We start from the raw sequence: 21,449 nt of genomic DNA on the forward strand, positions 1-21,449 counted from the left end.
GCCGGGGCGGGGCGGGGCGGCCTTGCCGGTGCGTCCCGGCCGGCGTCAGGCGCCCCGCGCCCGCCCCGGGCCGCTCCCACCCGTCCCCCCTCGTCGGCTCACAGCACCCCGCGCCGGGCGAGGTGGCGCATCAGTTCCCGTACGCCGAAGGTCCACGGCGCGGCCTGTTCGCTGGGCACGACGGTGTTGACCAGGGCGCCGAGCCGCGGACTGGAGATCCGCACGACGTCGCCGTACTCGTGGGTGAAGCCCGCGCCGGGCGCCTTGCGGTCCTCGGTCGGTGCGAACAGCGTGCCGGTGAACAGCACGAAGCCGTCCGGGTACTGGTGGTGCGGACCGTAGGTGGCCGACACCAGGTCCAGTACGTCGCGGCTGATCTCCCGCAGGGTGCTGCTGCCCCGCAGGACGTAGCCGTCCGTGCCCTCGACGCGCAGGTCGATGTCGAGCCCGCGGACGGCGTCGAGACCGAAGCCGTCGTCGAGCAGGCGGACGAACGGGCCGATGGCGCACGAGGCGTTGTTGTCCTTGGCGCGGGACAGCAGCAGGGCGCTGCGTCCCTCGATGTCGCGGAGGTTGACGTCGTTGCCGAGCGTCGCGCCGCGCACCCGGCCGCGCGGGTCCACGACGAGGACGGCCTCGGGCTCGGGGTTGTTCCACACCGAGGCGCCGAGCACTCCGACGTCGGCGCCGGTGCCGACCGCGGACAGGACGGGGGCCTTGGTGAACACCTCGGGGTCCGGTCCGATCCCGACCTCCAGGTACTGCGACCACAGGCCCTCCGAGACGAGCAGGTCCTTCGCTCTGGCCGCCTGGGGGGTGCCGGGGCGGACGCCGTCGAGCGTGCCGCCCACCACCTCGCCCACGCGGGCCCGTACCCGGGCGGCCTGCGCCGGGTCGCCGCCCGTGCGCTCCTCGATGACGCGTTCCAGCAGGCTCCGGGCGAAGGTGACACCCGCGGCCTTGATCACCTGCAGGTCGACGGGGGCGAGCAGATGCGGCACGTCGGCGCGGCCGGGCGGGGCGGCGAGGAGGTCGTCCAGCCGCCAGACGCGTCCGCCGTCGGCCGCCGCGACGACCGCCGCCGCGTCGTCGCGTTCCATGAGGTCGGCGACGGTCGGTGCGACGGCCGTCAGGTCGACGACGTGCTCGCCGCGGACCGCGGCCACGCACGGCCCGCCGTACTCCGGGTCGTGGACGCGTGCGACGAGCGCGGCCCGGTCGGCGTCCTCGGGCAGGACGGTGGCGGCGGTCAGGACCGGACGGGGGTGCTCTGCTGCTGCCGGTTCCACGATCGGTGCTCTCCCGGTTCTTGTCGGTGGCGCGGTCGTGCGGGGGGGATGGTCAGTGGGAGTCGCGGGGGACCTCGTGTCCGCGGCTGCCGCGCAGGAAGCCGAAGTCGGCGCCCCGGTCGGCCTGTTCGACGTGCTGGGTGTAGAGCCAGGTGTAGCCGCCGGTGTACCGGGCGGCGGGGGCCGTCCACTGCTGCCGGCGTCGCTCCAGCTCGGCGTCGTCCACGTCCAGGTGCAGGGTGCGCGCGGGGACGTCGAGGACGACGGGGTCGCCGTCGCGCACCAGGGCGAGGGGTCCGCCGACGGCGGCCTCGGGCGCCACGTGCAGGACCACCGTGCCGTATCCGGTGCCGCTCATCCGGCCGTCGCAGACGCGCACCATGTCGGTGGCTCCGGCCTTCAACAGCTTGGCGGGCAGCGGGACGTTGGAGACCTCGGGCATGCCCGGGTAGCCCTTGGGGCCGGCGTTGCGGATGACGATGACCGTGTTCTCGTCGACGTCGAGTTCCGGGTCGTCCGCGACCTCGTGGTAGGCCTCCGGGGAGTCGAAGACGCGGGCGGGTCCGCGGTGGGTGAGCAGGTGCGGTGAGGCGGCGGACTGCTTGATGACGGCGCCGTCGGGGCACAGGTTGCCGCGGAGGACGGCGATGCCGGTGCCGGCCGGCTGGAAGGGGGCGTCGAGGGGGGTGATGACGTCGGTGCCGACGCGTTCGGCGGTCTCGGTGTTCTCGGCGACGGTGCGTCCGGTGACGGTGATCTGCCCGCCGTGCAGCAGTCCGCCGCCGAGCAGTTCGGCGAGGACGGCGGGCAGGCCGCCCGCGTAGCAGAAGTCCTCCATGAGGTAGGTGCCGCTGGGCATCAGGTTGACCAGGGTGGGCACCGCGCGGACCAGGTCGTCGAAGTCCTTCAGGGTGAGTTCGACGCCGACGCGTCCGGCGAGGGCCGCCAGATGGATGAGGGCGTTGGTGGAGCCGCCGATGGCCGCGTTGACCCGGATCGCGTTCTCGAACGCCTCCCGGGTCAGGATCCGTGAGGGGCGCAGCTCCTCCTCCACCATCGTCACGATGCGCTGCCCGGCCGTCTGCGCGATCTCCATCCGCCGGGAGTCGACCGCGGGCCAGGCCGCCGAGCCCGGCAGCTGCATGCCGAGCGCCTCGGCCACGCAGGCCATCGTCGAGGCGGTGCCCATCGTCATGCAGTGCCCGTTGGAGCGGGCCATGCAGCCTTCCGCGAAGAAACACTCCTCCTCGGTCATCCGGCCGGTCTTCAGGTCCTCCTCGAACTTCCACACGTGGGTGCCGGATCCGACGTCCTGCCCGCGGTACTTGCCGTTGAGCATCGGCCCGCCGGTCACCATCACGGCGGGCAGGTCGACGCTGGCGGCGCCCATGAGCATGGCGGGCGTCGTCTTGTCGCAGCCGGACAGCAGCACGACACCGTCGAGCGGGTTGGCCCGGATCACCTCCTCGACCTCCATGGCCATGAGGTTGCGGTAGAGCATGGCGGTGGGGCGCATGAGGGTCTCACCGGTGGCCATGGTGGGGAACTGCAGCGGCAGGCCGCCCGCCTGCCACACCCCGCGCTTGACGGCCTCGGCGACGCGGGTCAGGTGGGCGTTGCACGGGGCGAGTTCCGAGGCGCTGGTCGCGATGCCGATGACGGGACGCCCGTCGAACACCTCGTGCCCGAATCCCTGGTTGCGCATCCAGGAGCGGTACAGCATCCCGCTGCGGCCCTGCGCGCCGAACCATGCCTGGCTGCGGCGGCTCGGCTTCCGGCCGTCGGTCATGGGGGCCCTCCCGTGCTCTGGCGTCGTCCGCTTCGCGGTGGGGTGCTGTGCGGGGCGGGCCCGTGGGCCGTACCCTGAGGGACAATCATTAAATGATTCTATGAATGGCGTCCAGGGGGTGAACGGAGATCGTGGTGTCCTTCCTGACCATGCATCAGCGCGTGGTCGACGAGATCGGGCGGCGCATCGCGTCCGGGGCGTGGGCGCCCGGGGACGCGCTGCCGGTCGAGGACGCGCTCGCGGCCGGGATCGGCGTCAGCCGAGGGGTGGTGCGGGAAGCGGTCAAGGCGCTGGTGGCCAAGGGGATGCTGCACGTGCGCCCGCGCACCGGTACGCGCGTGCTGCCCCCCGAGCAGTGGAACCACCTGGACCGTGACGTGCTGCGCTGGAAGCAGGCCGAGGACGCCGCCGCCCTGCTGCGCGACACGGCCGAACTGCGCCGGATCGTCGAGCCGGAGGCGGCCCGGCTCGCCGCCGAGCGGGCCGGCCCGGAGCACGTACGCGTCCTGTACGACGCCCTGGCCGCCATGGAGGCCGCGGCGGCCGAGCCGGACCGGGACGGCTACATCGAGGCCGACATCGCCTTCCACCGGGCCCTGCTGGACGCCGGCGGCAACCGTCTCCTCGGCTCGCTCGGCCGCGCCGTCGACATCGCGCTGGAGCACAGTTTCCACGTCAGCACCCGGACCCCCGGTGCGGTGGAGGCCTCCCTGCCGGTGCACCGCGCCGTCGTCCGCGCCGTCGAGACCCGCGACCCCGGGGCCGCCGCGGCCGCCGTCCTCGCCATCATCGACGCCGCCGACGAGGAGATCGCCCAGTCACCCGGCAGACCGAGCGGCGGGGGGCGTGAGGGCGGGTCCGCCTGAATCGGTTGCCACAGGCGGGACTTCGGGGTGAGCGCGGGCTTCGCCTGTCGCGCGGCAGTAGGTTCGGTCGCAGGCCCCCGGCAAACGGGCCGGGCCCCGCACCGGAGGGAGTTCGTGTGTCAGTGATCCACCGCACCACCCTGACGCCCACCAAGCTGGAACTGCTTACCGAGTGGCTGCCGAAGCAGAGTTGGTACCAGGGCCGGGAGGCCTCGGCGGACCTGGTGCGGGCCGGCGGGTTCCGGCTGGACGATCCCGAGGGCGCGGTCGGGATCGAGTTCATGGTGGTCGTGGACTCCGCCGCGCAGGACCCCGTGGCGTATCTGGTGCCGATGGGCTACCGCGGTGCTGCCCTGGAGGGCGCACCGGGGGAGGCGCTCATCGGGAGGGCGGAGCACGGGGTGCTCGGCAGCCGGTGGATCTACGACGGGGCGCATGACCCGGTGGTGACGGAGCAGTTGGCCGCCTTGGTGCGCGGGGACGCGGCGCCGCAGCATCAGAGCAGGAGCGACACCGCCGACCCGACGGTCACCGTGCTCGGTACCCCCGGCACCGGGGGCGGGGTTCGGGTGCACCGGGTTCTCCGGCCGGTGGAGGAGACGCCGGGTTCCTCCGGGTGCGTGGTCGCCGGGTGGACGTGGCCGGACGGGACGGCAGCCCGGGGTGTGTTCGCGTCCGTGGCGACCGGGTGAACCGGTCCCCCCGGGGGCCGGGCGGGCTGCCTTCGCCGCAGGGCGTCGCCCGGCCCCGGGGGGCCCTCCCGCAGGGGTCGGGGGCGGGCGTGACGGGGCCCGGCGGCCGGGTACCCGTTCGCGAGCGGGGCGGTCCGAGCCGAGACTGAAGACGTTCCGAGGCCGTGAGGGAAAGGGGAGCAGCACATGACGCAGCAGTTCGCCGTCGGTGATCACGTGCGGTGGAATTCCGAGGCGGGTCATGTCCAGGGCGTCATCGTGAAGAAGCACACCCGTGATGTGACGTTCAAAGGGCGCACCCGTCACTGCTCGGAGGACCATCCGCAGTACGAGATCAAGAGCGACAGGACCGACCACATCGCGATGCACAAGGGTGACGCGCTGACGAAGGTGTGAGGGGGCGGGCGGTGAGGCATCCCGTGCACACCGTGGGGCATTCGACCCGGACCTTCGCCGAGGTGCTGGAGATGCTGCGCGCCCATGACATCACCTGTCTGGTCGATGTGCGCTCGTTCCCGTCGTCGCGGAAGCATCCGCAGTGGAACCAGTCGGCGATCACCGAGGCGTTGCCGTCCGACATCGGGTACCGGTGGATCCGGCAGCTCGGCGGGCGCAGGCACACGCCCAAGGGTGTGCCCAGCGAGAACGGCGGGTGGCGGGTCAAGGCGTTCCGTGACTACGCCGACCACATGGCCGGTGAGGAGTTCGCGGCGGGGCTGCGGGAGCTGCTGGAGCTGGCGGAGGAAGGGCGTCCGGTGATCATGTGCAGCGAGGCGGTGCCGTGGCGCTGCCACCGACGGCTCATCACCGACGCGCTGCTGGTCGCGGGCGTGGAGGTCGTGCACATCATGTCGCGTACGGCGTCGAAGCCGGCGGCTCTCAACGAGCTGGCGCGGGTGCGGGACGGGCGGCTGACGTATCCGCCGCCGGACTGACACCGGCGTCCCGTGGCACCCGGTCGGCGGCCGGGACGGACGGGACCGTCGGCGCGGTGGCGTGGGCGACGAGAGAAGAGAGTGCCGTTGTGCTGCTGAGGACGTTCCGCTGGGCCTTCGCCGTCACGGCTCTCGGCCTGGTCGCCGGGGCCCTGTACGGCGGCTGGGCGGCGCTGGGTGTGGTCGCCATACTCGGTGTCCTGGAGGTCTCGCTGTCGTTCGACAACGCGGTGATCAACGCCGGGGTCCTGAAGAAGATGAACGCCTTCTGGCAGCGGATCTTCCTCACCATCGGCATCCTGATCGCGGTCTTCGGGATGCGGCTGCTGTTCCCGCTGGTGATCGTCACCGTGAGTGCCGGGCTGGCGCCGACCGAGGCCGTGAAGCTGGCGCTCACCGACAAGGCCCGCTATCAGGAGCTCGTCACCGACGCCCATCCGTCGATCGCCGCGTTCGGCGGCATGTTCCTGCTCATGATCTTCCTGCGTTTCGTCTTCGAGGAACGGGAGATCACCTGGCTGGGTCCGCTGGAGCGGCTGCTGGCCCGGTTCGGCCGGGTGGACATGCTGTCGGTCTGTGTCGCCCTGTGTGTCCTGCTCGGAGCCTCGGTGACCTTCGCCGCCCATGCCCATCAGCACGGCGGCACCCACGTGGACAAGGCGCAGACGGTGCTCGTGTCGGGCATCGCCGGACTGATCACCTACCTGGTGGTGAGCGGGCTGTCGGGGTTCTTCGAGGACCGGCTGGCCCGGGAGGCCGGTGCCGAGGACACGGAGGACACGGAGCGGAGGGAGGGGGAAGGGCGGCCGGTGCTCGCCCTGGCGGGCCGGGCCGCCTTCTTCACGTTCCTGTACCTCGAGGTGCTGGACGCCTCGTTCTCCTTCGACGGGGTGATCGGCGCGTTCGCCATCACCAACGACATCGTCCTGATGGCCCTCGGGCTCGGCATCGGCGCCATGTACGTCCGGTCCCTCACCGTGTACCTGGTCCGCCAGGGCACCCTCGACGACTACGTCTACCTGGAGCACGGCGCGCACTACGCGATCGGCGCCCTCGCGCTCATCCTCCTGGTCAGCATCCGGTACGAGATCAACGACATCGTGACCGGTCTCATCGGCGTGACGCTGATCGGCGCGTCCTTCGTGTCGTCCGTACGGCGCAATCGCGCCATGAGCGGGTGAGGTGTGAGCGGGTGAGCGGGTGAGGGGCACCGGACTCCGGCCGGTACGGCCGTGCCGGGCGGTCAGGCGGGGTCGCCGCCCGCGCCGGCCGGGGCGGTGGCCCGCCGGACGGGGAGCAGGGTCTCCACCGGCGTGCCGGCGAGGTGGTCGAGGACCAGCCGGTTGAGCAGGGCGGGCTTCTCCAGGGGCACGGTGTGGGAGCTTCCGGGGACGACGGCCAGCTGGGAGCCGGGGACGGCACGGTAGAGGTCGATGGTGTGTTCGAGGGTGATCAGGTCGTCGTCGCCGACCAGGACCAGGGTGGGCGCCTCGATCCGGGCCAGGTCGTCGGTGGTGAGGGCCGGCTGGGTGCGCCACATGTCGACGACCTTCCGGGCCACCTCCGGCCAGTGGCCGGCGCCGTCCGGTGTCACGGCCTCGTAGAGTTCCCGGAAGAAGGCCATGTCGGGGCTCTCGGGTCGCATCCGGTCCAGCATGGCGGGGTCCGCCCAGCACTCGGCACCGGGCCGGAAGTTCGCCCCGATGACCACCAGGGTGCGGACCAGGTCGGGCCGGGCGAGGGCGACCAGCAGGGCGACGATGCCGCCGTCGCTCCATCCGACCAGGTGGGCGGGCCCGTCGACGACCGTGTCGATGAAGGCCGCGGTGTCGTCGGCCATGTCCCGGTACGACATCGGCCCGGGCACGTCGGGCGTGTGTCCGTGGCCCCGGCGTTCGGGCAGGAAGACGCGGTGGGCGGCGGCGAGGTCGGTGCGCTGGGCGCCCCACGTCTCGTTGGTGCACAGGCCCCCGTGCAGCAGGACGACCGGCTCGCCGGTGTCGCCCTCGGTCTCGTACCACACAGGGACATTGGGAAGCTGCACGTAGTCGCCCATGGCCGGCCCTTCCGACGGGTGCTGCCGACCTGCCGTCGGCCCGGCGTCAAGTCTCGGCCGGGGGGCGGGCGCCGCGCAACGCGAACACGCGCGCGGTGGCGTGCCCGGCCGCCGGGCCGGACACGCCGCCTTCCGTTCCTCGGCGCCTCCTAGGAGGTCTGGGCCCTGTCGTACAGGGCGCGTGCCACGTCCCCGAAGTACGGGCCGAACATGCGGTTGGGCAGGAAGGTGTAGCCGAAGCTGTTCACCGAGACCTGGAGACCCGTCCCGGTCGCCTCGTCGAAGCCGGTGAACCAGGGGCCGCCGCTGGAGCCGCCGGTCATGTTGCAGCCGAGGCTGTGGTCCTGGGAGAAGAGGAAGTCCTTGGAGCTGTTGCCGCTGCAGTGGATGAGCTTCGAGCCGTCGTACGGCGAGGCCGCGGGGAAGCCGAAGGCGTACATCGGCTTGCTGTAGCCGCCGTTGAACTGGATGCCCTGCGCCCCGACGACGGAGGTGAGGGTCCGGCCGTTCAACGGGGCGACGACGGCGGCTCCGACGTCGTGGTTGATGTCCTCGCTCGCTTCCCACTGCGGGGTGGTCAGCGTCCTGGTGGCGGTCCACTGGCCGTACGGGGCGTCGCCGTTGTCGTAGCCGGGCACGAAGACCCAGTTGGTGTGCCAGCTGCCCTGGTACTTCACGCAGTGCCCGGCGGTGATGACCGTGCTGGCGTTCTGGCTGGTGACGGCGTTGCCGGAGCAGGAGGCGGTGCGGCCCTGGAAGGTGAAGAAGACCCGGCCGGACGTCTGGACCACCGCTCCCCCGCCGGTCCAGGGCCCGCCGGCCTGCGGGAAGGATGCGGGAGCCGCGCCCGGCACGACGGTGGCCGTCTTCCCGCGGGGCGCGGGTTCGATGCTCTTGGCTGCGTCGGGTGTGAGGTGCAGGTCGAGCGGCGTGGCCTCGCGCATGCGGTCCGGTGTCCAGTAGGCGCGCGCGGCCTGTTGCTGCGCGTGCGGGACCGTGTGGGCGGCGGCCGCCGGTGCCGCCCCGGACGGGTGCGAGGGTGCCGCACCCGCGGTGCCGGCGCCGGAGAGTCCGGCGGCGAGGAGGGCCCCGAGGGCCGTCAGGATGCCCGCAGCGGTGCGGTTGCGTCTCACGCATGCCTCCTTCTGCCGTGCCCGGGGTCCGCGCGGGTCCGGGCAGGGTGGGGGGAACGAAGAGCGGTGCGGATGGACGTGCGTGACGCAGAGTCCCACGAAATCGTGCGCTTGTCAGGGGCGCGACAAGACATTGTCCTGTCGGCGGCCCCTCCGGCGCGTCGACCACCGGTCCGCCCGGGGCCTGGTGGCGCGGCGGCGGAACGAGCTGTCCGGGTAAGGGCGTTGGGGGATGGACGCGCGGCGCGCATCCCGTGCCTGCGGTCGTTCACACGCGTGCGGCCGTCCTAGGGTGGGCCGATGCGCACACACCATCACATCGACCGGCCCGGCGATCTCGACACGGTCCGCGAGTCCTACGACCGCGCGGCCGACAACTACGCCCACATGGTGGTGACGACGGGGATCGGCGACATCCGCCGCCATCCATGGCTCAAGGCGTCGATCGACGCCTTCGCCGACTCCGTGGGCGACCTCGGCCCGGTCCTCGACGTCGGCTGCGGACCCGGGACCGTCACCGCCTACCTCGCCGAACGCGGGCTGGACGTGTCCGGGGTGGACCTCTCCCCCCGCATGATCGAGAACGCCCGCCGGCTGCACCCGGAGTGCCGTTTCGACGTCGCCTCCGCGACCGATCTCGACCTCGGTGAGGCGACCCTCGGCGGGGTGCTGGGCTGGTGGTCCCTGTTCAACCTCCCGCGTGAGGTGCTCCCCCAGGTCCTCGCCCTGTTCGCGCGCGCCCTGAAGCCGGGCGGCCACCTCATCACCGCCACCCACGTCGGCGACGACGACGTGCTGCGCACCGAGGCCTACGGCGGAGTGCCCGTCCGATGGACGACCTACCGGTGGCGGCCGGAACGTCTCGTGGAGCTGATCGAGGCGGCCGGCCTGCGCCCGGTCGCCGAACTCCGCCTGCCCGCCGACGAGCACACCGGACCGGGTGTGGTCGTGATGGCGCGGCGACCGGGCTGAGAGGACCCGGGGAGCGGCCCGGAGAGCGGTGGCCGACCGGTCACGGCCGGGCCGTCAGCGCACGGTCACGAGGGCGCCACCACGCGGAACGTGATGCACACGACCGGGGTGTCGTCGTCCACGGTCGCGCCCTCGCCCTGCCAGAAGCGGCGGTGGCCGGCCCGCCACTCGTCCAGGGAGGCATCGCCCTCGCCCTCCGCGAGGGCGTGCTCCCAGGGGACGTCGGCGAAGGAGCACCGCGTCACCCCGGTGACGTCCAGCGTGGCGACGCGCCTGCCGTCGTCGTCCAGCAGGGCCAGCCGCTCGCCGACGTACTCCAGGCCCTCTGCCTCCTCCGCGTATTCGGCCATCAGCCCGGTCGTGGCCGTCTTCCGGCCCGCCAGGACAAGGGAGTTCAGCCGGGCCCGCATCTCACCCGGTGCGCCCAGCTCCAGGGCCCGCATGCCGTCGACGCGTGGCCACATGGCCGCTCACCCCTACTCACTCGGCCGCGCGCGTCGGCGCGGGTGGACACAGGTCGGTCGTCATGGCGTGCGGCGCGCCCGGCCACGCTCCCGCCCGGCAGGCGGAGCAGGCGGGCGGCGTCCTCACCCTGCGTCACGATACCGGTCGCGGACCTCGGGGCACCTGCGGAAGCCGGCCGACTCGTAGGTGGCGACGGCACCCGCGTTGGCGCTCGCGGTGCACACCAGCGCGCTCGACGCGCCGAGTTCGCGCAGGGCCGCCGCGGCGGCGACGGTGACGGCCCGGCCGTGCCCGCGGCCCCGGTGGTCCCGGTGCACACCCATCGGTTCGAGCAGTCCGGGCCTGCCCGGCCCCGCCGACCACACCGTCACCACCGCGACCGCCTCGTCCCGTTCGTCGTACGCGACCAGGCACCGGGCGTCCGCGTACGGCACCCCGGACGCCATCGCGTGCCACCGCTCCACGGTGAACGTCGACCCGGTGAACGCGGCCCGCTGGACGGCCGCCCGCACGGGCGCCGACTCCGGCCCCACGACCTCGATGCGCAGCCCCGGGTCCGGCACGGGTTCCGTGAGGTCGCGGCGGAGCGGTGTCCACGGCTCGTCGGTGCCCCACCCTGCCTCGGCCAGCACCTTCTGGAGGAGTGCGTCCGCGGGCGCCTCGATGTTGACGCGGCCGGCGGGGAGCACGCCGCGCTCCGGTGCGGACGCGTCGTCGGCCAGCCGCCGGGCCAGTTCCTCGTCCTGGCGGGCGTCCGGGGCGGTCGTCAGCCGCAGCAGTCCGGGGCCGTCCAGCAGTCCCACGGCGAGGATCCGGCCGTCCCGGCGCCACGTCCTGACCGCCGCGGCCGTCGCGTCCGCGCCCGACCGCCAGTACCAGCCCAGGTCGCCCGGGTGCAGTTGCATCACCGCCCCGTCGTCCTGCCACTCCCGCAGGACGGCCACCGCCTCGCTCAGCCCGTCGGTTCCCGGCTCGCTCACCGTTATGGTCATGCGCCCGATCACACACCACGGGTACGGTCGGCCGCACTCGATTTCCGGCCCGGCGTACGGCGCCCGGACGGGTGGGTGCCGCGCGGTGCTTCTCGGGAGGCGCCGCGGGCACGCCGTCGTCCGCCCGCCCCCTGAACCGTGTCTTTCGGATCTCCCCGGGGCCGCGGGGCTCGGCACGCACTCCCCCGGAGGGGGCACCCCCAGCCGCGTTGTCGTCAGTTGTCGATGCTCCGCATCGGCGCCCTCCTCCGCCTTGCAGCCGCACGCACCAAGCCCCGCTCACCGGCAACGGTCAAGGCGCCGCCGATCCGAGTCGGAGCGATCCGAAAGACACGGCCTAGTGTCCGGCCGCCGCCTTCACCAGGGCGACGGCCAGGCCGATGGCGGCGTCGACCAGGCCGGCGATCAGTGCCGGCACCGTGCCTCCGCCCATCCGCAGACCGCCGACGCAGCCCCAGACGAACAGCGAGGCGATGCCCACTCCGGCCGCCGTCAGCAGGGCGGTGTCCAGCGACATGACGTCGAGCGCCGCCAGGGCGATGGTGACGGCCGGGCCCACGGCGCAGGACAGCAGGGGGCTGCTGACGTAGAGCATGCGCCGCAGTTCGCCGCCGGTGGCGTAGCGGCGGTGGACGGTGCGGTGGGCCTGCTGGTCGGCGACGAGGGCCGCGAGCCACAGGGCGAGGGCGGTCGTCAGGACGGTGGCGATGGCGCCTCGGGGGCCCGCGTCGCTGAGGGACAGGCCGATCACGACGGCGATCATGGTGATGGTCGCGTAGATGCGTTCCTTGAGGCGGCCGGCGACGGCCGCCGTGTCCGTGCCGTCCCCCGGTCCCGCCGGGCGTGGCCGCTCACCGTCGGTCATCCGGCGGACCCGCCGTCCCTCTCGGAGGGACGCGACGCCCGTTCCCGGCCCGCGGGGGACGGGGCGTGCGGCATGGCGAGGTGGGCCAGGTCTCCCGGGGGCGGGCTGGTGTGCGGCCACAGGGGCGCGGGCATGCCGTCGGCGACGGCGGCCGGGGCGTCGGTGAGGTTCATGCGTTCACGGAGCCGGCCGTAGAAGTCCATCGGACCCAGTCGCGCGACCCGCAGGCGGCGCGGGGCCGCGTAGACGCCGATCCAGTCGCCGGGGTCGAGGACACCGCGCAGCTGGCCGTCGATGCTGACGGCGGCGCGGCCCGACCGTTCGAGGACGCGCAGGCCGACGGGCTCGTCCGGGGCGGCCACGACGGAGCGGTCGAACGTCATGTGCGGGGCGACCGGGGTGAAGACCAGCATCTCGGCGCGCGGGGAGACCACGGGCCCGCCGGCCGCGAAGCTGTAGGCGGTGGAGCCCGTCGGCGTGGCCACCAGGAGGGCGTCGGCGGAGTAGGACGCCAGCAGCCGGCCCGCGAGGTAGACACCGACCGAGACCTGCCGGTCCCGGGCGAGTTTCTCCAGCACCACGTCGTTGAGCGCGGCCACGTCCAGCGGCACGCCCCACTCGCCGCTGGTCTCGCAGTCGGGGCGCACACTGGTCGGCGGCAGCAGCGGGCCGCGGCCGTACCGCATGAGGGCCTCGATGTCCGAGGGCACCTCCAGACGGCGGGAGGCCCGCATGGTGAGCAGCATGCGCTGCTCCACCTCGACGCGGTCGCCGTGCACGGCGTCCAGGGCGGCACGCACGGTCGCCATGGGCACCTCCGTCAGGAAGCCCACGCGGCCGAGGTCGACGCCGAGCACGAGCGCGTCGACGGCGGCGGCCAGCCGGGCCCCGCGCAGGAACGTCCCGTCGCCGCCGAGGGTGACGACGAGGTCGGGGTCGCCCGCGGCGGCCACTTCCTCGCGGGCGCTGCGGCGTCCGCCGTCGGCCCACACGTCGATGTCCGTGCACGCGACGCCGTGTCCGGCGCACCAGTCCCGGACCGTGCGGGCCGCCTCGGCGGCCTCGGGGCGTCCGCCGTGGACGACCATGCCGACCCGGGTCACCGTCATCTTCGCCTCCCGCGCATCCGTCCGTCCGGGAGGCCGCCGGGCCGTCCCGTCCCGTCACGGTCCGTGGGCCGCCGGGTGCGGTGCGGTCCGGGCGCTCCCGGTCGCTCACCGCCCGCCATCCTCGTCCGACGGCGGCAGGGGCCCGGTGCGCCACGCCGCCCGGGGCGGTCCGTCACCCGGGGCCCGCCCGCACGGCGGACGGCCCGGTACCGCCGACGCGGTACCGGGCCGTCCGGTGCGGGAGCGGCGGGTCAGCCCTGGCGGGCCTTGAAACGCGGCTCCTTCTTGTTGATCACGAACGTGACGCCCCGGCGGCGCACCACCTGGGCGCCGGGCCGGGACTTCAGCGCACGCAGGGACTTCCGTACCTTCATCGTGGCTTCCCTCCGTGAGCGGTCGGGGCCCCTGCCCCGCCGCCGGCTCGGGCGGCGGGGCAGGGGCGAGGGCGAGGACCGGGGTCAGCGTTCCTCGCGGAACAGGACGTGCCCGCCCGCGACCGGGTCGTACTTCCGCAGGACCAGCCGGTCGGGGTCGTTCAGCCGGTTCTTCCGGGTCACGTAGGTGACCCCCGTACCGGCCGTCGACCTCAGCTTGACGACCGGGCGTGTCGTGCTGCGTGCCATGGGATGCTCCTTCCGCCACCGCCCGAGCCGCTGACTCGGACATGTCAGGCATGGTGGGCAACGGCGTCCGGGGACGCCGTATTCCGCTGATGTGGAGCCGTGGAGGGCGGTCGCCTGCGCGGCGAAAGGCTCTGCGGGGCTTCAGCCGGACGATCGTCCCCGCAGGCTGGGGGTGAGGCCCGGGGACACTGTCCCCTCCACGGCCACGCACTCCCCAACACGGCACCCGTCGCGGTTGTTCCCGGGCGGCGGATCGCGGGAAAGGCGTGCGCGCGGGCGCGGACCGTAGTAGGTCTGGGGACGTCGTGTGCGCCGCTCCGGCTCCCCTTCTTCCGCATCTTCCTTCTTCCGCATCTTCCGTCTTCCGGAGGCTTCGATGACCGTCCGCCGTGTCATGCCCATCGTCCAGTCGGACGCCGTGAAGGAGCACCGGGACTTCTACGGCCTGCTGGGTTTCGAGGAAGTGATGGACCTCGGCTGGATCGTGACGCTCGCCTCGCCGGCCGTGCCGGCGGCCCAGGTCAGCATCATGACCGCCGACCGGACCGCCCCGGTCACCCCGGACATGAGCGTCGAGGTCGACGACGTGGACGCGGCGTACGCCGTGATGCGGGACAGCGGCGCGGAGATCGTCCACCCGTTGCAGGACGAGGAGTGGGGCGTGCGGCGGTTCTTCGTCCGCGCCCCGGACGGCAGGGTGGTCAACGTGCTCGGTCACCGCCGCTGACGCCCGTCCGGCCGGGTGCCTACAGGTCGGGCGTGCCGAGCGGCTGTTCCGTCCAGATGATCTTGCCGTCGGGGGTGTAGCGCGTCCCCCACCGGCCGGCGATCTGCGCCACGATCATCAGCCCCCGGCCTCCCTCGTCGGTCGTACGGGCGTGGCGGGGGCGGGGGGAGGCGTTGCCGGTGTCGGAGACCTCGCAGATGAGGGTGTCGTCCCGGATCAGGCGCAGGGAGACGGGCGGCGCGGCGTAGCGGATGGCGTTGGTGACGAGCTCGCTGACGATCAGTTCGGTGGTGAACGCCAGATGGTCCAGGCCCCAGTCGGACAGCTGGCGGACGGTGAGGCTGCGGGCGTGGGAGACGGCGGCGGGGTCGCTCGGCAGGTCCCAGGAGACGACCTGGTCCGGAGCCAGGGCCCGGGTCCTGGCCAGCAGGAGCGCGGCGTCGTCCGGCGGCTGGCCGGTGATCAGGGCGTCGACGGCACGTTGGCCGATGTCCTCCAGCGTCGTCGGTCCGGGCGCGGTCAGCGCCTCGGTCAGGCGGGCCAGGCCGGCGTCGATGTCGCGGTCGTGGGTGCCGACCAGGCCGTCCGTGAAGAAGGCCATGAGGGTGCCCTCGGCCAGGCGCAGCTCGGTGGACTCGAAGGGCAGGTATCCGAGGCCGAGCGGCGGCCCCGCGGGCAGGTCCAGGAGTTCGGCGGTGCCGTCGGGGCGGACGACCAGGGGCGGGAGATGACCGGCGCGGGCCATGGTGCAGCAGCCGCTGACCGGGTCGTACACGGCGTAGAGGCAGGTCGCGCCCATGAACGCGGCGCCTGCTTCGGCGTGCTGCCCGTCCGCGGAGGCGGGGCTGCCGCCCGGCCGCATGAGGCCGTCGACGAGGTCGTCGAGGTGGGCGAGCAGTTCGTCGGGGGCGAGGTCGAGGTTGGCGAGCGTGCGCACCGCGGTGCGCAGCTGTCCCATGGTGGCCGCGGCGTTGAGGCCGTGACCGACGACGTCGCCGACGACGAGGGCGACCCGGGCGCCGGAGAGGGGTATGACGTCGAACCAGTCACCGCCGACCCCGCTGGGCGCGTCGGCCGGCTGGTACCAGGAGGCGACCGTGACGGCGGATCCGCCGCTGAGCCCGCGGGGCAGCAGGGAGCGCTGCATGGCGCGGGCGGCGGTGCGTTCGCGGGTGAAGCGGCGGGCGTTGTCGACGCAGAGGGCGGCGCGGGAGACGATCTCCTCGGCGAGGCGTATGTCGTCGTCCTGAAAAGGGCCGGAGCCACCGGACCGGGCGAAGGTGGCCACGCCCAGGATGACGCCCCGGGCCCGGAGCGGGACCACCATCAGGGAGCGGAAATCGTACTTCAGGAGTGAGGCGCCCAGGGTGGGGTCCTGGGTCACCCACGGGCTGGCGACCCGGTCCAGGCTGCGTTCCACGAGGGTCCTGCCGCCCTGGAGGCACCGGGTCACCGGGGAGGTGTGGGCGCGCCGCACCGCCTCGCCCACGGCCAGGGTGGCTTCGGGGCAGCCCGCCCGCACCGACGCCTGCCCGGCCCGGCGGATGACCGGTGTCATGCCCACGGGGCCGGGGGCCGGTTCCTCGCCGCGCATGACGGAGTCGAGCAGGTCGACGGCGACGAAGTCGGCGATGGGCGGCACGGCCTCGTCGGCCAGTTCCTGCGCGGTCCGGGTCACGTCCAGGGTGCTGCCGATGCGGGCGCCCGCGTCGTTGATGAGGGCGAGGCGTTCCTGGGCGCGGTGGCGTTCGGTGGCGTCGATGACCATGTAGAGGATGCCGACGGTGCGGCCGTGGCGGTCGCGCATCGGGAAGAACGACACGGAGGAGGCGCGCTCGCGGCCCGAGTCGTCGGTCTTGGCCCGGATCTCGTAGTCGGTGACGGCGTGGCCGGTGTGCATGACCCGCCGCATCCGCTCCTCGAGGGGTGCGGCCTCCGCCGGCGGCAGGATGTCGGCGGCCCGCCGGCCCAGGCGGCGTTCGAGGGGGATGAGCCGGTTCAGGGTGGCGTTCACCCAGACGTAGCGCAGGTCGGTGTCCAGCACGGCCATCCCGATGGGCGCGTGCATGACGAACGGGTTGAGCATCAGCTGGCTCACGCCGCCGCCGGGCACGCGCCAGAACGCCCGCCCGGGCGGTCTGCCGACGTAGCGGCCGAAGAGGAGGGCGGCGAGGGTGGCGACGAGGACGCCGGGGACCATCTCGTAGATGCTCGACTCCAGGGGGCCGAGCAGGGGGTTGACCCATTCCCACAGCAGGACGGTGGTGGCGCCCGCGACGATGCCGGCCATGGCCCCGGCCCAGGTCATGCGGGGCCAGTACAGGGACAGCAGCACGACCGGCCCGAAGGCGGCGCCGAAGCCGGCCCAGGCGTGGGCGACGATGCCCAGCACCCCGTCGCCGCGCAGGGCGACGAGGTAGGCCACCAGGATCACGAGGACGACGGCGCCGCGCCCGATCCGCACCAGGGACCGGTCGGTGGCGCCCCGGTTGAGGAACGCGCGGTAGAAGTCCTCCGTCAGCGCGACGGAGGACACCAGGAGCTGGCTGTCGGCGGTGGAGATGATCGCGGCCAGGACGGCGATCAGCATGATCCCGGCGACCCACGGGTCGAGCAGGGCGCGGCACAGGGCGATGTACACCGTCTCGGGGTCGGTGAGCGGCACTCCGAGCTGCCCGACGCCCGCCAGGCCGACGAGGGTCGCCGCGGCCAGCACGACGACGACCCAGCCGGTGCCGATGCGGCGGGCCGCCGGGATGTCCCGCACGCTGCGGATGCCCATGAAGCGGGCCAGGATGTGCGGTTGGCCGAAGTAGCCGAGGCCCCAGGCGAGCAGCGAGATGATCGCGAGGGCGCCGAGCGACCCGTCGGCCGTCCACTGGCCGCCCTCGTAGGCCACGCGGACGCCCAGCCGGGTCATGCCGGGTTCCGCGCGGTCGAGGTCGTCGCCGAGTTGCCCGAAGCCGCCGAGGGCCGCCACGGCGGTCAGGGAGACCACGACCAGGGCGACGGCCATGAGCGTGGCCTGGAGGACGTGGGTGAGGCTGACGGCGAGGAACCCGCCCAGGCAGGAGTAGACGACGATGAGCAGGGCGGTGAGGGTCACGCCGACGCCGAAGCGCACGTCGAAGATCGTCTCGAAGAGCAGGCCCCCCGCGACCAGGCCGCCGGCGACGTACACGGTGAAGAAGACGAGGATGACCGCGGCCGAGACCATTCTGAGCATCCGGGTGCGGTCCTCGAAGCGTTCCTCCAGGTAGGCGGGCAGGCTGACGGCGTTCTCGGCGCGTTCGGTGTAGGTGCGCAGCCGGGGGGCGACGAACAGCCAGTTCAGGTAGGTGCCGATGGCCAGGCCGACCGCGATCCAGACGGCGCCGATGCCCGCCGCGTACACGGCGCCGGGCAGGGCCAGGAACAGCCAGCCGGACATGTCGCTGGCCCCCGCCGACAGGGCGGACACGAACGGGCCGAGGCGGCGCCCGCCGATGGCGAAGTCGGCGAGGGTGCGGGTGCGGGTGTACGCCCAGAGGCCGGTGCCGATCAGCGCGCTCGCGTACAGCACGAATACCGTGACCGTCGGAGCACTCGTGGGGAACATGAACGTCCTCGTCGGCGAGGTTCACGATCAGGGGTGCGCCGTTTGCTCCACCCGATCAGTCGGCACCTTGTTCCCAAATGTACTCACGCATGTCGCCTGCCAGCATCCGGCCGGGACGGCCCGTCCGGCGGGGAGCGGGCTTCCGGAAGCGGCGGCGGCCAGGGGACGGGCCCGCGAGCACCGGCGGCAGCGGCGGCGGGGAGCGGCTCGCGGAGGTGGGGCCCGGCGGGAGAACGGGGCCGCCGGGGCGGGCCGTCGCGGGGCCCTCAGGCCAGGGCGAACCGTTCCGCGTGGATCTGCCGGCCCGGTACGTGCAGCGCGCGCAGGCCGTGCAGCACCGCGGACGTCATGGCGGGCGGGCCGCAGACGTACACGTCGCGTTCGGTGATGTCGGGGACCAGGGCGCGGAGGTTCTCCGGGGCGAAGGGCGGCCGGTCCTGCCGGGTCCGGCCGGTGAGCAGGTGCAGCCGCCGGCCGGGGACCGCGACGAGGTTCCGTATCTCGTCGGCCAGGACGGCGTCGGCCTCGCTGCGCACCCGGTAGAGGACGACGACGTCGCCGTCCGGGTCCTCCTCCAGCAGGGCCCGGACGGGGGTGATGCCCACCCCGCCGGCGATCAGCAGGGCGCCGGGCCGGGTGCGGTGCAGGGAGGTGAAGGCGCCGTAGGGGCCCTCCAGGTACACGCGGCTGCCGACCGGGAGGTGCCGCAGTCCGGCGCTGGTGGTGCCGACGGCCTTGGCGGTCAGGCGCAGCGTCCGGCCGTCGGGGGCCGCCGACAGCGAGAACGGGTTCGCGGGCCACCAGTGGTTGTGCCCGGGGAACCGCCAGACGCAGAACTGGCCGGCCCGGGCGGGCAGCCGGTCGAGACGGTGCCCGGTGACGTGGACGGACACCACGTCGTCCGACTCGGGCACCACGGCCTCGACGCGGAACCGGTGGTAGCGGTTGCGCCACACCGGCAGGACGATCCGCCCGGCCAGCAGGGCGCCGAACGCGGACAGCCACATCGTCCACCAGTACGCCTCGGCGAACACCGACGACGTGAACGTGGTCGTCTCGAGGAGCTGGTGGACGAAGGCCAGGCCGAGCACCAGGTACAGCAGCAGGTGCAGGGCGTGCCAGGTCTCGTACCGCAGCCGCCTGCGCAGGGGCCGGATGGACACGGTGGCGACGAGGACGACCCCGGCGGCGGCGAGCATGCCGAGCAGGGACGCCGGCACCCCGGCCAGGGCGGCGAACGTCCTGGCCATCGACGCGTCGTCCAGCCGCGCGTAGCCGAGCACGACGAGGACGGCGTGGGTGAGCACCGTCCACAGCAGGGTGAAGCCGGTCCAGCGGTGCCACACCGTCAGCCGGTCCATGCCGAGGCGGCGGTCCAGCCACGGCAGCCGGGCCACGAGCAGGAGCTGGAGCAGCATCAGCAGGGCGGCGTGCAGACCGAAGAACTTGGCGACGGTGAGGGTGCCGTTCTTGCCGCTGCCGCCGGTGAGGAACAGTGCCTCGATGATCACCACGTTGAGGACGACGAACGCCCCCAGTGCCCACCGTGCCGCGACGACCGGTGGCACGGTGCCGTGCCGTTGTCCCGAACCCAACGCCGCCATCGTCGCCCCCTCGCGCCGAGCCGCCGGTCTCCCGGCGCGGCACAGGCGCACGGCAGGCGGGGCCTGCCACGGGTCCGATTCGGGGCAGGAGCCGTGAACGCGGAACAGCGTACGCGGGCGGGGGCGTCACGTCCCTGATGGATGGAGGGCACAGCCAGTCCGCGACCCGGGGGGACGGGACGCCGGGGGTGCCGGGGGTGCCGGGGGCTCCGCGGGCTCCGGGGGCTCCGGGGGCGGGGAGCGACCGTCCGGTGACGCGGCGGCGTATCGGGCGGTGGTCCGGCCGGGGGGCTCACGCGGTCGTCGGGCCAGTGGTCTGACGCGGTGGCCAGGCCGGTGGTCTTACGGGGTCGTCCGGCCGGAGGGACTCACGGGGTGGTCCGGCCGGGCGTCAGGAGCGCGGCGACTGCCGCGGCCGCGGTGCGGTGCCAGTGGCCGGCGTGGCGGAGCATGGCATGGTCGCCGCCGGGCACGGTACGCATCGCGGCCCGCGCGCCCGATTCGCGCGCCCGCCGTACGAACGCCGCCGACGCGTGGGGGTCGGTGACCCGGTCGTGGTCCCCGTGCAGCACCACCACGTCCTTGTCCCGCAGGTGCGCCACCGGCTCGCCCTCCGGACACCAGGGAGCGAGCGCCACGACGCCCCGCACCTCGGGCACGGCGGCGGCGCGCAGGGCGGCCCGGCCGCCCATGGAGTGACCGACCAGGACGACCGGGACGTCCCCGGCGAGGCCGGCCAGTTCCCGCAGCGCCCGCTCGGTGTCGTGGACCGGGTCGGCGTCGGTGCCGTTCCAGCCGCGGACGCGGTAGCGCACCTCCGCCAGCAGGACGTCGTCGGGCACGGTGGCGGCGACGGCGCGCACGAACGGCCGCATCCGGAGCGGCGCCGGGTACCAGGGGCGGGAGACGGCGCGGCCGGTGTCGCTGCCGCCGTGCAGGAAGAGGACGGCCGCCTGCGGGTCTCGCGGGGTGCGCCGGGGCCGCAGCGCGGCGGCGGGACCGCGCGCGGTGCCGGACGGGCGTGGGCTCTCGTGCCCTGGCATGTGTCCCCTCTCCTGGGTGGGCCCGGTTCTCCGGTGGGTCCGGTTCTCGGGTGGGCCCCGTTCTCATGGATGTGCCCGGTCGTGCCGGACGCGGTGCGGTGGCCGCCGGACCGCGTCCGGCAGGGCCTGGTCCGTCCCGTCCCCCTGTGCCGCGGTGCCGCGCGGGGTGGAGGTCTTCGTATCACGCGGGTCTGTGGGTGCCGGGTTCCTCCCTCGGGGCCGGTGGCCGCCCGGGGGCCCGGGCGGGTGGTCAGGCCAGGCCGCCGGTCCGCAGGGCGAGCCACAGGTGGCTCGCGACGTCGGGGTCGTCGAGGTCGGCGCCGAGCAGCCGGGTTGCGGTGGCGATGCGGTACCGCAGGGTGTTGCGGTGCACGCCGAGGTCGGCGGCGGCGCGTTCCCACTGGCCGCGGTGGCGCAGGTACGCGGCGACCGCGGGGACGAGGTCGGCGCGGCGGTAGGAGAGCAGGGGTTCCAGGGACGGGGCGGCCCCAGGGGAGCGGGCGCCGTCGGCGCCGAGGTCGCGGACGGTGCCCGCGGGGAGCGCGGTGAGGGTGCGGCGCAGCACCGGCATCGAGCGGTGCAGTTCGGTCAGTTCGGTCTCGGTGCCGAGCAGTACGCGTGCGGTGCCGTCGCTGCCCGCGGCCGCGCGGGCGGCGTCCAGGACGGCCGGGGCGTCGGCCGGGGCGACCAG

General features: G+C 73.9%; 21 protein-coding genes. 7 read left to right on the plus strand and 14 right to left on the minus strand.

Annotated elements, in window-relative coordinates; all coding sequences use genetic code 11:
• Positions 1-98: 98 nt before the first annotated feature.
• Both G3I53_RS12110 and G3I53_RS12115 read right to left on the minus strand, forming a co-directional pair.
• A complete protein-coding gene (locus G3I53_RS12110) occupies positions 99-1,289 on the minus strand; it encodes a fumarylacetoacetate hydrolase family protein (protein ID WP_164333689.1) in 1,191 nt (396 codons plus the stop codon).
• A gap of 52 nt (positions 1,290-1,341) precedes the next feature.
• Positions 1,342-3,078, minus strand: coding sequence for an IlvD/Edd family dehydratase (locus G3I53_RS12115; RefSeq protein WP_164333690.1), 1,737 nt, complete (start codon positions 3,076-3,078; stop codon positions 1,342-1,344).
• A gap of 149 nt (positions 3,079-3,227) precedes the next feature.
• On the opposite strand from G3I53_RS12115, the gene G3I53_RS12120 reads away from it, so the two are divergent.
• From G3I53_RS12120 to G3I53_RS12140, 5 genes are all read left to right on the plus strand, one after another.
• A complete protein-coding gene (locus G3I53_RS12120) occupies positions 3,228-3,944 on the plus strand; it encodes an FCD domain-containing protein (RefSeq protein WP_164333701.1) in 717 nt (238 codons plus the stop codon).
• A gap of 116 nt (positions 3,945-4,060) precedes the next feature.
• Positions 4,061-4,636, plus strand: coding sequence for a 1,4-alpha-glucan branching protein (locus G3I53_RS12125; RefSeq protein ID WP_164333691.1), 576 nt, complete (start codon positions 4,061-4,063; stop codon positions 4,634-4,636).
• 186 nt (positions 4,637-4,822) lie between these two features.
• The gene (locus G3I53_RS12130; protein ID WP_164333692.1) at positions 4,823-5,032 is read left to right on the plus strand and encodes a DUF2945 domain-containing protein; all 210 of its coding nucleotides are present in this window, start codon (positions 4,823-4,825) and stop codon (positions 5,030-5,032) included.
• A gap of 11 nt (positions 5,033-5,043) precedes the next feature.
• The gene (locus G3I53_RS12135; RefSeq protein WP_343239653.1) at positions 5,044-5,571 is read left to right on the plus strand and encodes a DUF488 domain-containing protein; all 528 of its coding nucleotides are present in this window, start codon (positions 5,044-5,046) and stop codon (positions 5,569-5,571) included.
• A gap of 89 nt (positions 5,572-5,660) precedes the next feature.
• The gene (locus G3I53_RS12140; RefSeq protein WP_164333693.1) at positions 5,661-6,752 is read left to right on the plus strand and encodes a DUF475 domain-containing protein; all 1,092 of its coding nucleotides are present in this window, start codon (positions 5,661-5,663) and stop codon (positions 6,750-6,752) included.
• A 62-nt stretch (positions 6,753-6,814) separates the two neighbouring features.
• Here the strand turns inward: G3I53_RS12140 and G3I53_RS12145 are convergent, their stop codons facing one another.
• Together G3I53_RS12145 and G3I53_RS12150 are read right to left on the minus strand one after the other, a co-directional pair.
• Positions 6,815-7,627 (minus strand): alpha/beta hydrolase, encoded by an 813-nt coding sequence (locus G3I53_RS12145; protein WP_164333694.1) that lies wholly within the window; start codon positions 7,625-7,627, stop codon positions 6,815-6,817.
• A gap of 149 nt (positions 7,628-7,776) precedes the next feature.
• Positions 7,777-8,760 (minus strand): peptidase, encoded by a 984-nt coding sequence (locus G3I53_RS12150; protein WP_164333695.1) that lies wholly within the window; start codon positions 8,758-8,760, stop codon positions 7,777-7,779.
• Positions 8,761-9,060: 300 nt separating this feature from the next.
• On the opposite strand from G3I53_RS12150, the gene G3I53_RS12155 reads away from it, so the two are divergent.
• Positions 9,061-9,732 (plus strand): class I SAM-dependent methyltransferase, encoded by a 672-nt coding sequence (locus G3I53_RS12155; RefSeq protein ID WP_164333696.1) that lies wholly within the window; start codon positions 9,061-9,063, stop codon positions 9,730-9,732.
• A 65-nt stretch (positions 9,733-9,797) separates the two neighbouring features.
• On the opposite strand, the gene G3I53_RS12160 is transcribed toward G3I53_RS12155, so the two are convergent.
• The 6 genes from G3I53_RS12160 to rpmG form a co-directional block, all read right to left on the minus strand.
• Positions 9,798-10,196, minus strand: coding sequence for an ASCH domain-containing protein (locus G3I53_RS12160; RefSeq protein ID WP_164333697.1), 399 nt, complete (start codon positions 10,194-10,196; stop codon positions 9,798-9,800).
• Between the two features lie 123 nt (positions 10,197-10,319).
• Complete coding sequence (locus G3I53_RS12165) at positions 10,320-11,189, minus strand: GNAT family N-acetyltransferase (protein WP_164333698.1); 870 nt, start codon at positions 11,187-11,189, stop codon at positions 10,320-10,322.
• Positions 11,190-11,526: 337 nt separating this feature from the next.
• The gene (locus tag G3I53_RS12170) at positions 11,527-12,054 is read right to left on the minus strand and encodes a hypothetical protein (protein WP_164333699.1); all 528 of its coding nucleotides are present in this window, start codon (positions 12,052-12,054) and stop codon (positions 11,527-11,529) included.
• Positions 12,051-13,163 (minus strand): NAD(+)/NADH kinase, encoded by a 1,113-nt coding sequence (locus G3I53_RS12175; RefSeq protein WP_164438327.1) that lies wholly within the window; start codon positions 13,161-13,163, stop codon positions 12,051-12,053. Before G3I53_RS12175 ends, G3I53_RS12170 begins: the two co-directional genes overlap by 4 nt.
• A gap of 251 nt (positions 13,164-13,414) precedes the next feature.
• Positions 13,415-13,537, minus strand: coding sequence for a type B 50S ribosomal protein L36 (gene ykgO, locus G3I53_RS12180; protein ID WP_164334075.1), 123 nt, complete (start codon positions 13,535-13,537; stop codon positions 13,415-13,417).
• Positions 13,538-13,621: 84 nt separating this feature from the next.
• Positions 13,622-13,786, minus strand: coding sequence for a 50S ribosomal protein L33 (rpmG, locus tag G3I53_RS12185; protein ID WP_164334076.1), 165 nt, complete (start codon positions 13,784-13,786; stop codon positions 13,622-13,624).
• Positions 13,787-14,162: 376 nt separating this feature from the next.
• Between rpmG and G3I53_RS12190 the strand changes: the two genes are divergently transcribed.
• The gene (locus tag G3I53_RS12190; protein ID WP_164334077.1) at positions 14,163-14,513 is read left to right on the plus strand and encodes a VOC family protein; all 351 of its coding nucleotides are present in this window, start codon (positions 14,163-14,165) and stop codon (positions 14,511-14,513) included.
• Positions 14,514-14,532: 19 nt separating this feature from the next.
• On the opposite strand, the gene putP is transcribed toward G3I53_RS12190, so the two are convergent.
• The 4 genes from putP to G3I53_RS12210 all read right to left on the minus strand — a co-directional run.
• The gene (gene putP / locus G3I53_RS12195) at positions 14,533-18,111 is read right to left on the minus strand and encodes a sodium/proline symporter PutP (protein ID WP_164334078.1); all 3,579 of its coding nucleotides are present in this window, start codon (positions 18,109-18,111) and stop codon (positions 14,533-14,535) included.
• Between the two features lie 266 nt (positions 18,112-18,377).
• Positions 18,378-19,715 carry a ferredoxin reductase family protein gene (locus tag G3I53_RS12200; protein WP_164333107.1) on the minus strand — a complete coding sequence of 446 codons (1,338 nt, stop codon included), beginning with the start codon at positions 19,713-19,715 and terminating at the stop codon, positions 18,378-18,380.
• A 368-nt stretch (positions 19,716-20,083) separates the two neighbouring features.
• Positions 20,084-20,758 (minus strand): alpha/beta fold hydrolase, encoded by a 675-nt coding sequence (locus G3I53_RS12205; protein WP_164438328.1) that lies wholly within the window; start codon positions 20,756-20,758, stop codon positions 20,084-20,086.
• Between the two features lie 250 nt (positions 20,759-21,008).
• Positions 21,009-21,449 (minus strand): helix-turn-helix domain-containing protein (locus tag G3I53_RS12210; RefSeq protein ID WP_239063817.1); only part of this gene is annotated, 441 nt, incomplete at its 5' end.

It is taken from the genome of Streptomyces sp. SID14436, assembly GCF_010548465.1.
Classification (GTDB): domain Bacteria; phylum Actinomycetota; class Actinomycetes; order Streptomycetales; family Streptomycetaceae; genus Streptomyces.